An 11,555-nucleotide genomic window follows, 5' to 3' on the forward strand; every position below is an offset into this window, starting at 1 on the left:
CCAACCGCGATCGCTAAATAGCTCATCGTTACCGATCGGCATAAATTCAATAAAGCGGACATGCCACTGTTTGTCAATACTCAAAGCCGCTAAATCCAATACCTCAGCATCATTCACACCCGGTATCACCACCACATTCAACTTGAGCGGCGTAAATCCCGCACGATCGGCGGCTAAAATCCCGTTCCAGACCTGTTGCCAGCGCGATCTGCCATTTGTGCCAACGATCCGATCGAAGGTGGCTTCATGGAGCGAATCGAGGCTGATATTTACTCGCCGCAGTCCAGCTTGATATAAATCTTGCGCCATTCCCGCCAGCAGAAAAGCATTAGTCGTCAAGGATAAATCTTGCGTCTCTGGGAGACTGGCGATCGATCGAACGATTTCGACAATCCCCTTGCGTAATAATGGTTCTCCCCCAGTCAACCGAAAACAGTTGAAACCGACAGGGATGAATACTTCTCGAACCAATGTTAATAGCTCATTATCAGTTAGTACCTGCTCGCGGTGCAGGTACTCTAACTCGGTACCTTCAGGCATACAGTACTGACAGCGAAAGTTGCAGCGATCGATGAGGCTAATTCGTAAGTAATTTACCTGGTTCATCTTTCCATTGTGCCCGATCGCTCGATTATTTTCTATCCTTATGCGGGGACTCACTCGAAACTTCTATCAATAGTTAGATTCTAGCTAAGTTCGATTGAGATGAGAGATGGGCAGTGTGCCTACGGCAGGCTATCGCCAACGGCTGTCGCTCACTGACCAGAGATGGGGGATTGCCAAATCATAACGTGTATTTTCAATGGCAAAAATGGGCAACGACAATCTACTGACTGTTACTGCCCACTGCGAAGATTGATAATAGTTTTAAGAACGGACAGGGAGGGATTCGAACCCTCGATGGAGTTACCCCCATAACACATTAGCAGTGTGCCGCTTTCGACCACTCAGCCACCTATCCACACAAGTACAATTTGCACATAAGATCGAATATATCATGTTGCACGGATTTACACAAGATATCTCACCTAGATTATGACAACCACCCCTCTTGCTACTCACACCTCAGCCCACCCAGCCGATCGATTTGCGATCGGGATTGCGCCGTTATTATTAGATGAAGTCTATCAACTAGCCGACGATCCGGCGAATGGTGCCGTTGTCATCATGAGCGGTACCGTTCGCGATCGCACTGACGGACAAGCGGTAGAATATTTGGAATATCAAGCCTACGAGCCGATGGCGATGCGCGTATTTGCCGCTATTGGCTGGGAAATTCGGAGCAAATGGGCGGATGTAACGCATGTAGTTATCTACCATCGCGTCGGGAAGCTCAAGATCGGGGAGATTAGCGTCCTCGTTGCGGTGGGTTGTCCGCATCGGGGAGAGGCTTTTGCGGCGTGTCAGTATGCGATCGATACTCTCAAGCATCAAGCACCAATCTGGAAAAAAGAGTGGTACAGTGCGATCGAAGGTAAAAAGTTAGGGATTTGGGTCAGTATTGGTGCTTGCGAACAGTTAGATTGCCCCTAAGTCGGCTCTTTGGCAATTGGTTTTCTTAGCAGTCACCGATGAGTGGGGAGTTTGGGATAAGAAATGCCTGGAGACTAGAAGTCTCGGCTGGTGATGCGAAGTCCGCCTGTCTTGTCGCGCTAAACCCGGAGGAAACCTCCGGAGCGCGCGCCGCTACGCGGACTAGATCTTCAGTCCGCGTAGCGAAAAGTGCGGTCTTGGGGTTTCCCCTGTCTTGACGCACACAAACGGTGGCAGGACTCGAACGGAGCAAATATCCTTAACTCGCGATATTACTTAGTCTCAGGATGAGTATCTCCACACAGCTCGCCACTCATCTGATTGATTGTGCCGATCATCTGGTAAAGTCGGCCAAAATCGCGACGATCGTATTTGAAGACTAGGCGAGGTAAATTAGCGGTATCATCTTGTGACTCACCTGCCAATGCTGCCCGCACCTGGACGATCTCGCCACCGATAACTAAGTCTTCATACTCCCGATTGAGCAAATCGAGATCGCGATCGCAAATTGCGACTTTTAAGCGGATGACAAACTCGTCACCGACAAACCGACTGGAGTGGTACACCTGATAAAAATTCCGAATAGTTGCCGCAGCTACCCGTACATCATCAGTAAGCGTGTATAAACTCAGATCGGCAGTACCAATCAATCCAGTGGCAGCGAGATGCTGGCGCAAATAACTGTCCCAATCTCGCCAATATGCACCGCCGGGTCGATCGATCAGCACCAGCGGTACAGGGCCATATCGACCAGTTTGACAGAGTGTAAGCGTCTCTAGTGCCTCATCCTGAGTGCCAAATCCGCCAGGAAATAATGCCACAGCATCACTTTCTCTCAAGAAAAATAGCTTGCGAGTGAAGAAGTATTTAAATACGATCGATTTGGGATCGCCAGCGATGTAAGGATTGGCACCTTGCTCGTAGGGCAAACTAATATTTAAGCCAAATGAATTATCTGCACCAGCTCCGGCATTCGCCGCCGCCATAATTCCCCCACCACCGCCAGTAATCGCCATAAACCCCTGTTGGGTAATCAGATGGGCAAAATCTTGAGCCAGTTGATATTCAGGCGCTGTCTCGCTGGTTCGTGCCGAGCCGAAGATGGCAACCTTCCGAATATGCCGATATGGATAAAAAGTCTCAAAGGCTCGCTCCATATCGTCAATCGAGGCGCTGAGAATCTTCCAGTCCAATCGATCGATCTCGGTCTGAGACATGTGTAGAATCGACTCTAAGGCACGTTGAATCAATTTACCGTTTGGTAAGGTCGGCAAGAGATCGATCGTCGCTGCTAAGTTGTTTTTTAGGTCGGATAGCGCGTCCATAAGTTTAATCCAAAATTATTTGGCTGCTGCCGATTGTGACCTTGTGACGATCGCGCGAATTGCTACGCACCGAAAAAAGTCTCTAGCTTAATTAAGCTAGAGACGTCCAATCGAGCCAGAATATGGACTTGGCAGATTATTCTGGCGATTGGGGCTTTACCCGTCTGACATAGCGAGCCAATAGCTAGCAATCCACAATCGGAAATCTTGGCTTTGATGAGTTACAACTGCAATCGCTATTAGCTAACCGAGCGAACCTCATCTTCCCGACTCAACTGAGCCAGCAAAATGAGTCGATCGTCAGTGTAACTTACCAAAAACCTATTTTAAAGATATTTTTCGACGGTGTTGGAAAGAGTTGCTTTGGGAACGGCTCCGACAACAGTATCTACTTTTTGCCCACCCTTGAAAATCATCAAGGTTGGGATACTCCGAATGCCGTATTGACTAGCAACATTGGGGTTGTTGTCAGTATTAAGTTTGTATACTTTAATTTTGCCTTCGTATTGAGCGGCAATTTCATCCACCACAGGCCCTACCATTCTACAAGGGCCGCACCAAGGTGCCCAAAAATCCACTAATACTGGAATCTCACTATCAAGGACATCCTCCTTAAAAGAACCGTCTGTAACTTCTACTGCTGACGACATGGCTCCAAATCCTTTTTACCTAGGTTTGCTCAGTTTGTATGCAATTTTACCATGGGAGTAGGGGGGTTTGGGTAGTTAATCGGGGGTAGGAAAATAATTCGTAATTACCCGCTACTGACAAAAGGGTAGGGAGATGGGAGATGGGAGATGGGAGTAAAGATGAGGGAGTTGGGAAATTACCCGCTGCGACTATCGATCGCCTACCAACTCTCAACTCCCATCTCCCATCTCCCATCTCCCATCTCCTATCTCCCATCTACTCTCTAGTAAGTCTCAACGTGCCAACGACCCGCACGCTTGAGTTGAGAACGGTACTCAGACCATTTGACATCGGACTTGGCTGCGGCAGTGGTCAAAGCAGCATCGATGCCTGTTTCCATGCCCTTGAGTCCACAAATGTAGACGTGGGTTTTTTCTTGCTGGATCAACGACCAAAGTTGGTCGGCGTTTTCGGCGATGCGATCTTGGATGTACATTTTGCCACCCTCAGCATTTTTCTGTTCGCGGCTGACTGCGTAGGTGAGTTTGAAATTATCGGGATATTTTTCCTGAATTTCTTCAAGTTCGCCTTTATAGAGGATATTTGGGGTCGTAGCGACACCAAATACCAACCAAGCTAGACCGTTGAATTTATATTCGGGGTTAGCTGCGCGTTCGTTGTCTTTGAACATCCGCCATAGATAAGCTCGGAAAGGGGCAATCCCGGTACCTGTGGCCATCATAATGACGTTGGCATCATTGTCTTCAGGCAAGAGCATTTCTTTCCCAGTGGGGCCAGTAATCTGGACATCATCACCCGGCTTGAGGTTGCAGATGAAGGTCGAGCAAACGCCTTCTACTTCTTGACCTGTCTTTTCGTCTTTGTATTCGAGCTTGCGGACGCACAGCGAAACGGTTTTGTCATCGACGTCATCACCATGACGGGTGCTGGCGATCGAGTACAGTCGGATTTTGTGATTTTTGCCTTTGTTATCTTTACCTGGGGGAATAATCCCGATACTTTGACCTTCAAAATACCGCAAATCTCCTTCAGAGATATCAAATTTGACATGCTGAACCATGCCGATCCCGCCTTCAGCCAGTAGTCCGTCGTTGGAAACGCATTTACCGACGAAGGGGGCGTTGGGACGGTAAATATTTACTGGTACATCGGCATGTTTTTTGGGCGTTGCTGCGGGTGCAGGGGCGCTCTCAGTCTGTGTTTGGACGGCTTCGCCAGTTTCGACTGAAGCTGAAGCCACCGCTGTCTCAACTGAGTCTGAAGCCACCTCTGTCTGGGCGGCATAAGGACGAATATTCAAGATTTTGCCGCCCAGACTCGCAATGCGACGCATTTCTTGGTTCATCCGCTGGTAAGGTACGGTAATGAACGAGCTACCGCTCCGACGGATCTTACTATCATCAGATGACTGATTGTTGCGTAGACCGATGACTTCATAGATAAACAGACGACTATTGGCTGCTGAATTGCCAGCATTACCGCTCAGACTTGGATTGTACATTGCTATTTTATATCTCCGAAACCCCAAATAATTAGGTGTTATTATAACTCTACTTACTTCAGATATCATCCACAGGTAAACTGCTGCCGACTTGGCTCAAGTCACCTCTCCTCAAGGAGTAGCGGACGATCTTGCCTAGCAATAATACTAGGATGCAAAATATTTGCAGCATCTAAACATATCCCAGCCAGAATAGCGTAGCGCAGTCCCATTGCACAAGAGTCATCCCGCCCAGGTTGTCAAAATTTTGACTTTAAAGCGTGACGATGTCTCGCTGAGATTACCATCGATCGCTCGGGCGTCTAGCGCGAAGCCATAGTTTAAAATTTGAGGCAAGCTTTACGGGGCAAAGGTTGCGGCGACAGCATTGCCGAAATTTTTTGCACTCAAGATGACAACAGACGTAGACTCAAGCAGATCGAATGGCTGACGATCGAGGTATAATGTTAACTGGATACAGTTTGACATTATCGATGCACGCGGTCTAAATTCCGAGCTGGAAAATAATAATTTAATGGCAGCTAAGGTTGTAAAGTGTACTAAAAAGTACAATTTTCGATCTTGCCGATCGCGATCGCAGCGAACTGCGAGCGATAGTTGCACTGGCATCGACCCAGACTAGTTCTCCAGTGGTAAACGCTGAGTGAATGCAAGTTTTGTTTAGATCTAGTTCATTTGCGATGACATTGATGTAAAATTTGATGTCAAAGAACTAAGACCAAACAGTTACAAAAAATTTTGATATAACGAGGATAGCTATGACCAGTAAGGTGGATCGCGTGGTGGTAATTGGGGTAGCTGGAGATTCCGGCTGCGGTAAGTCAACATTTTTACAACGGATTATTGACTTGTTTGGGGAAGATTTTGTGACGGTGATCTGTTTGGATGATTATCATAGTCTCGATCGCTACCAACGCAAAGAGCAAAAAGTCACCGCACTCGATCCGCGTGCCAACAACTTCGATCTGATGTACGAGCAAATCAAAGCGCTCAAAAGCGGTCAAACGATCGATAAACCAATCTACAATCACGAGACTGGTTTGATCGACCCCCCCGAGAAAGTTGCCCCCAACCATGTCGTCGTCATCGAAGGTCTGCATCCGCTCTACGATGAGAGAGTCCGAGGACTGATCGACTTTAGCGTCTATCTCGATATTACCGATGATGTCAAAATCGCCTGGAAAATTCAGCGTGATATGGCCGAGCGCGGTCATAGCTACGATGATGTCTTGGCAGCAATCGAATCTCGCCGTCCGGATTTTGAAGCCTACATCGAGCCTCAGCGCGGTCATGCTGACGTCGTAATTCAAGTATTACCCACTAAACTAATCGACGATAAAGAAAGCAAACTCCTCCGCGTGCGCTTAATGCAGCGTGAAGGCGTATCTGACTTCGATCCCGTTTACTTGTTCGATGAGGGTTCGACAATCCACTGGAGACCTTGTGGACGCAAGCTTACTTGTGAATATCCCGGCATCAAAATGTTCTACGGCCCCGATGTCTACTACGGTAATCCAGTATCTGTACTCGAACTCGACGGTCAATTAGGAAATCTCGAACAAGTTAGCTACATTGAGAGCCACTTGAGCAACATCTCTACCAAGCACAAAGGTGAAATGACCAGCCTCTTGCTGCAACATCGGGAGTACCCTGGCTCTAACAATGGCACTGGTCTTTTTCAAGTCATGGTCGGTCTGAAAATGAGAGCGACTTACGAACGGTTAACTGCGAAGGAAACTAATAAAGTACCTGCAAAAGTTTAATTGATTCAAGCGATTGGGTTTATTAAGTTAGTGCCATAAAGAAAGATGGGGTAGTGTAAAACTGCCCTATCTTTTTTTAATTACGGCAGTTTTAGTCGCTCGGTGCGATCGCCAAAATAGTAATTTACGCGATGAGCTTTCGATCTTGTTAAAATAGAATCGATCCGAATATGCCATTACCATGCTCGCCACTACCAAAAAACTTACTAAGGCAGAATTTTGGTCGTTAGCCGATGCTAGCGATCGCACTTATGAATTAATCGACGGCGTTGCAGTACCTAAAATGTCCCCTAAATATTTCCACGTCCGATCTGCCCGTCGTCTCCTGAATATTCTAGAACCGTGGGCTAAAGATCGCGGTCGTGCCGAAATGGAATGGGCGTTTGAGTTGAGCGACCGCTTCACACCCGTACCCGATCTGATCTATGTTTCTTTCGATCGATTGCCAGAAAGTTGGAATGAAAATGCGGCGTGTCCCGTTCCACCCGAATTGGCGATCGAGATTATCTCACCGGGACAAACTTTCGGGCAAATGACTCAAAAGGCTGGTTATTATCTAACTGGTGGTGTCTTACAAGTGTGGGTAGTCGATCCAACAGCTCAGAGTGTAACGGTATTCTATGTCGATAGTGCGCCGATAACTTATATGAATGATAGTGTAATTACTGATGAGTTATTTACGGGATTATCGGTGCCAGTCGAGCGATTATTCTAAGTATTTCTAAATATTATTTCTGTCTTCACAATCGCTCGATTTCATCCTCACAACAGCCATTCTGAAGCACGATCGCCCAAATCGAGTAACATACTTACAGCTTTGCCCAATCGCGGTCTTTCGGTGGTTTTCTCGATAAACTTCTGCACTTGTTCGACGCTACCCATTGCCGCTAGATAAGAACCAATATTATCTAAATGTGCGAGATAATCTGCTTCGGATAAGGGAAAAGAAGCTTGTTCGAGATATTTCCACATCACCTGGAGATAAATTTTGGTAGGAGTCTTCTTGAGCTGGATGTCGTAAGAATAGCCCCATTTTGCTACGATCGTTTCGCGTAATTCTTGTCCGGTCACAATGTTAAGGGTGGATAGTGGATAGTGGATGGTGGATAGTGAATAGTGAATCGTTGATACCGAGCTGATAACAATCAAACGATACTGAGTTCGCCAGTATTACCATCTAAAATCGCGGCGACACCGACGGGGAGAGCGGCATTGCAGCCATCGTGTCCGAAGGGTAAATTGGCAACGATCGGAATGTCCAGATCGGTGAGTCGATCGCGTAATACTTCTTCTACTGTAAAGCTAGAACTGCCTTCTGGGGGGTCGCATTGACTGAATCTCCCGATCGCGACTCCGGCAATCTTTGCCAGTGCGCCAGTCAGCCGCCAATGAGTCAATAATCGATCGATCCGATAAGGCGCTTCCGTGACATCTTCGATTGCCAAAATTGCGCCAGTAACATCGGGTTGCCACGGTGTACCGAGTAGATGCGTCGCTACTGTAAGATTACATGGTAACAATTTACCATAGGCGACGTTGCCGACCCAGGGATCGCCCTGAAGTGGGGGTACTGGTTGTCCGCTCACCAGTTGAAACAGCCGATCGATCGACCAGTCCGGTTCATCTGCTAAAGTAGTCAGCAGTGGGCCATGAATTCCGGCAATCCCCTGATGAGACAGACTCCACAATAATGCCGTGATATCTGAAAATCCGATCGACCATTTGGGCACAGCCGCTAGATCCCATTGCCAGTGTTCCAGTAATCGCATTCCGCCATAACCGCCGCGTGCGTACAAAATGCCCCGACACTCAGGATCGCTCCAAGCCGTTGCCAATTGCTTCCGTCGAGCTGCATCCTTCCCGGCTAAATAGCCCCAACTGGCAACAATTTCCTCCGTCACTTCGACTCGATAACCACGATCGCGCCAAATTTCGATGCCACGATCGAGTGCAGTCCGATTTCGCAACCGCCCACTCGGAGCGACTACCCTTAACAAATCTCCACTTTTGAGGGGCATAGGTGTTTGACAAGGCTCGATCATGGGTATTTATAAGATATGCGGATTGATTTTTACTAGTGCTAGAGATTAGTCAACGATCGCAGGTTAAAATTTGGATTGATTACTTCTCGACTGCTCCAATTTCCAATCTCCAGAGCGCAGCTATTACTTTGCCATATTCAATGGCCTAATAGTCAAAACGATCGGCTAGATTTATTATTACCACCTCGATTCAGTACACTTGATTTGCCATGATAGCGTAGACTATCGGCTGACTGGAGCAACCCGAACCCATGACCAACCACACAGCGGCAAAAATCGTCTGCCAAAATCCTGAATGTCAAGCTCCTAATCCAGCGAGTCACAATTTTTGCGCTCACTGTCGGACAGCCATTCCCAAAGTTTATTTATGGGCTGTGGGGGAAGATGCACTTACCCTCAAAACCGGGCAGACATTGGCGAATAATCGCTATCTGGCAGTCAACAATCGAGTGTTACTGGATACTAAACCCGGCTGGCAGCCAGAAGTTATCGATCGAGTCCCCGAATTTATTACCCCTTATCTGCGGCTGGTCGCCCATCGCCCGCATGTGCCGCAAGTTTATGGGTCAGTGGCACTCAATCGATCGGGACGCCGGACTAGCACGCTATGGTTGCTAGAAAAAGCCCCGATTTACAGTGAAGGATTGGGAGCTGCCCTCGCGGGTAAAGTAATGCCAGAACTAAGTGAAAGCTGGAAAACTGTCGGCTCGATGCGCCAGCTCAATTGGTTGTGGCAAATCGCTAATCTCTGGGATGCGATGGCAGTCGAAGGCGTGAGTCGCACGCTGCTGCATCCCGAAGTGTTGCGGGTTGAAGGCGGACTCATGCGCGCGATCGAATTGATGCCAAACGGCGACTCGCCCCCTAAATTGGCAGAACTCGGCAAGCTGTGGAAACTGTGGCAAAAACAAGCCCGGATCGGCATCGCCCAAGCATTAGAGAAAATTTGCGATCGACTGATTAAAGAGGATGTGACTACCGCCACCCAACTGATTGCCCTGCTCGATGAAGCACTGCGAACCGTCGGTCAAAAGCAATTTCTCAACTGTAACTATATTACCCTCACCCATACCGGGCCGACCCGCGAGCAGAATGAAGATGCTTGTTATCCCCCCAGCAGCAATGGTCTATATCAAAAGACTGGTTTCGAGCTGAGTCTGGCGATCGTCTGCGATGGCGTCGGCGGACATCAAGGCGGGGAAGTAGCCTCTAATCTGGCGATCGATACGATCCAGCGCCGGATCGAAAATGTCCTCGATAAGCCCGAAAATCGCTATCCCGATAGTATTGCCATTCAAATCGAAAATTCTACCTGTGTCGCCAACGATCAAATCAGCCTCCGCAATGACAGCGAAAATCGCCAGGAACGCGAGCGAATGGGGACGACAATGGTAATGAGTCTAATCTACGGTCATGAGGCGTACATCGCCCATATCGGCGACTCTCGGCTCTATCGGATTACCCGGACGGGTTGTCATCAGATGACCTTAGATGACGATCTGGCAACTAGAGAAGTCCGACTCAGTGGAGTGTTGTATCGCCAAGCGTTAGGGATGAGCAGTTCGGGTTCTTTATTTCAAGCATTGGGGATGAATTCATCGACGGCGCTCCACCCGAATATTCGGCGGACGATCGTTGATGAAGAATGTATTTTCTTGCTCTGCTCGGATGGTGTGAGCGATCGCGATCGGGTCGAGCAGTACTGGCAATCCGAAATTCTCCCTGTCTTGGAAGGTAAGGTAGATCTGGCAACTGCTTGTCAGCGGACGATTAATATGGCAAATACTCAAAATGGTCACGATAATGCCACTGTCGCCTTGGTGCATTGTCAGGTCAAACAACCCGTAGAAGCCGGACAAAATACCGCCATTCAAGATTTCCCGGCGAATGCGACGACGACCTTTACGCAGACGGATACGTTACTGCTCAGCAGTCCGGAAACGAATTCTAAAGATCGACAGCGCACTATGACTACTCAAGCAGAAGTACCTGACAGTCCTCGTCGGCAGCCGCTATTGTTAGGCGCAATCGGGGCGATCGTCCTCATGGCGATCGGTGCTGGTGGCTGGTTTTTATCTCAGGGTCAGCCTAATCCCACGCCAGCCGCCAGTCCTAGTCCGGCGCTCGCGCCTAGTCCCGCAGTGACACCGATCGAACCTGGAGTTCAATAACGTGGGATAAGAATTGCCTGGAGACTGAAGTCTCGGCTAGTGATGCAAAGTCCGCCTGCGCGGACTGATTAAATAGTCCGCGCAGGCGGACTTCGCATCATTAGCCCCGATTTTAATCGGTGGCAACTTGGGGCGATCGCGATCGCAGTCCCGAAGAATTGCACTATAAAACCCCACAGCTAAGTTTGGCTGTGGGGTTGTTAGACAGAATGAATTGTGCCTAAGCTTTTAGTAAATCTCCGCCTTCAACTACCTTTGCCGAGATGATTTTATCATTGGCTTTGAGTTGTCCGAGGACATCTTGTCCGGCGGTAACATAACCAAAGACAGTATATCGACCATCGAGGAGATTTCGTCCGGCGGGAGTCAATTCTGGCTCGAACAGGAAGAAGAAAAATTGCGACGAGCCGCCATTAGGATCGGTTTCAGGACGCGCCATTGCTAGCGCACCATAAGACGAGAAGGGTAATACGGGTTCCTCGCGAAATCTGCCAGCATCCTCCATCGTAATCCCATACATCGGCTCCTTATCGCCTTTAACCATCACTTCGAGCGGTACCGCCCGATAT

At 48.4% G+C, this 11,555-nt stretch carries 12 protein-coding genes and 1 tRNA gene; 4 read left to right on the forward strand and 9 right to left on the reverse strand.

The genetic code is table 11. From position 1 onward, the window contains the following. Together RMO52_RS04330 and RMO52_RS04335 are read right to left on the reverse strand one after the other, a co-directional pair. On the reverse strand, window positions 1–606 hold a 606-nt coding region (locus RMO52_RS04330), incomplete at its 3' end, for a radical SAM protein (protein ID WP_310411215.1). A gap of 268 nt (window positions 607–874) precedes the next feature. Continuing rightward, window positions 875–961, reverse strand: a tRNA-Ser gene (locus RMO52_RS04335). A gap of 74 nt (window positions 962–1,035) precedes the next feature. On the opposite strand from RMO52_RS04335, the gene RMO52_RS04340 reads away from it, so the two are divergent. Next, complete coding sequence (locus tag RMO52_RS04340) at window positions 1,036–1,533, forward strand: molybdenum cofactor biosynthesis protein MoaE (RefSeq protein ID WP_310411218.1); 498 nt, start codon at window positions 1,036–1,038, stop codon at window positions 1,531–1,533. A 272-nt stretch (window positions 1,534–1,805) separates the two neighbouring features. Here the strand turns inward: RMO52_RS04340 and RMO52_RS04345 are convergent, their stop codons facing one another. The 4 genes from RMO52_RS04345 to RMO52_RS04360 form a co-directional block, all read right to left on the reverse strand. Then, complete coding sequence (locus RMO52_RS04345; protein ID WP_309742264.1) at window positions 1,806–2,858, reverse strand: LOG family protein; 1,053 nt, start codon at window positions 2,856–2,858, stop codon at window positions 1,806–1,808. A 326-nt stretch (window positions 2,859–3,184) separates the two neighbouring features. Then, on the reverse strand, window positions 3,185–3,508 hold the full coding sequence (trxA, locus tag RMO52_RS04350; RefSeq protein WP_295616965.1) for a thioredoxin: 324 nt from the start codon (window positions 3,506–3,508) through the stop codon (window positions 3,185–3,187). 263 nt (window positions 3,509–3,771) lie between these two features. Beyond that, a complete protein-coding gene (gene petH / locus RMO52_RS04355) occupies window positions 3,772–5,010 on the reverse strand; it encodes a ferredoxin--NADP reductase (protein ID WP_309741361.1) in 1,239 nt (412 codons plus the stop codon). Between the two features lie 339 nt (window positions 5,011–5,349). Beyond that, window positions 5,350–5,619, reverse strand: coding sequence for a hypothetical protein (locus RMO52_RS04360; RefSeq protein WP_310411221.1), 270 nt, complete (start codon window positions 5,617–5,619; stop codon window positions 5,350–5,352). Window positions 5,620–5,768: 149 nt separating this feature from the next. Between RMO52_RS04360 and RMO52_RS04365 the strand changes: the two genes are divergently transcribed. Further along, window positions 5,769–6,773: a phosphoribulokinase gene (locus RMO52_RS04365; protein ID WP_310411224.1), complete on the forward strand. Its 1,005-nt coding sequence runs from the start codon at window positions 5,769–5,771 to the stop codon at window positions 6,771–6,773. A 181-nt stretch (window positions 6,774–6,954) separates the two neighbouring features. Then, a complete protein-coding gene (locus tag RMO52_RS04370) occupies window positions 6,955–7,488 on the forward strand; it encodes a Uma2 family endonuclease (RefSeq protein WP_310411227.1) in 534 nt (177 codons plus the stop codon). A gap of 47 nt (window positions 7,489–7,535) precedes the next feature. Here RMO52_RS04370 and RMO52_RS04375 read toward each other — a convergent pair whose 3' ends face one another. After that, window positions 7,536–7,844: a DUF3067 family protein gene (locus RMO52_RS04375; RefSeq protein ID WP_309741365.1), complete on the reverse strand. Its 309-nt coding sequence runs from the start codon at window positions 7,842–7,844 to the stop codon at window positions 7,536–7,538. Between the two features lie 74 nt (window positions 7,845–7,918). After that, the gene (locus RMO52_RS04380) at window positions 7,919–8,791 is read right to left on the reverse strand and encodes an LD-carboxypeptidase (RefSeq protein WP_396134881.1); all 873 of its coding nucleotides are present in this window, start codon (window positions 8,789–8,791) and stop codon (window positions 7,919–7,921) included. Window positions 8,792–9,066: 275 nt separating this feature from the next. On the opposite strand from RMO52_RS04380, the gene RMO52_RS04385 reads away from it, so the two are divergent. Continuing rightward, entirely contained in the window at window positions 9,067–10,986 is a 1,920-nt protein-coding gene (locus tag RMO52_RS04385; RefSeq protein WP_310411235.1) for a protein phosphatase 2C domain-containing protein, read from the forward strand. 220 nt (window positions 10,987–11,206) lie between these two features. Here the strand turns inward: RMO52_RS04385 and RMO52_RS04390 are convergent. Then, on the reverse strand, window positions 11,207–11,555 hold a 349-nt coding region (locus RMO52_RS04390; RefSeq protein ID WP_310411237.1), incomplete at its 5' end, for a peptidylprolyl isomerase.

The organism is Chamaesiphon sp. OTE_8_metabat_110 (assembly GCF_031382685.1).
GTDB lineage: Bacteria > Cyanobacteriota > Cyanobacteriia > Cyanobacteriales > Chamaesiphonaceae > Chamaesiphon.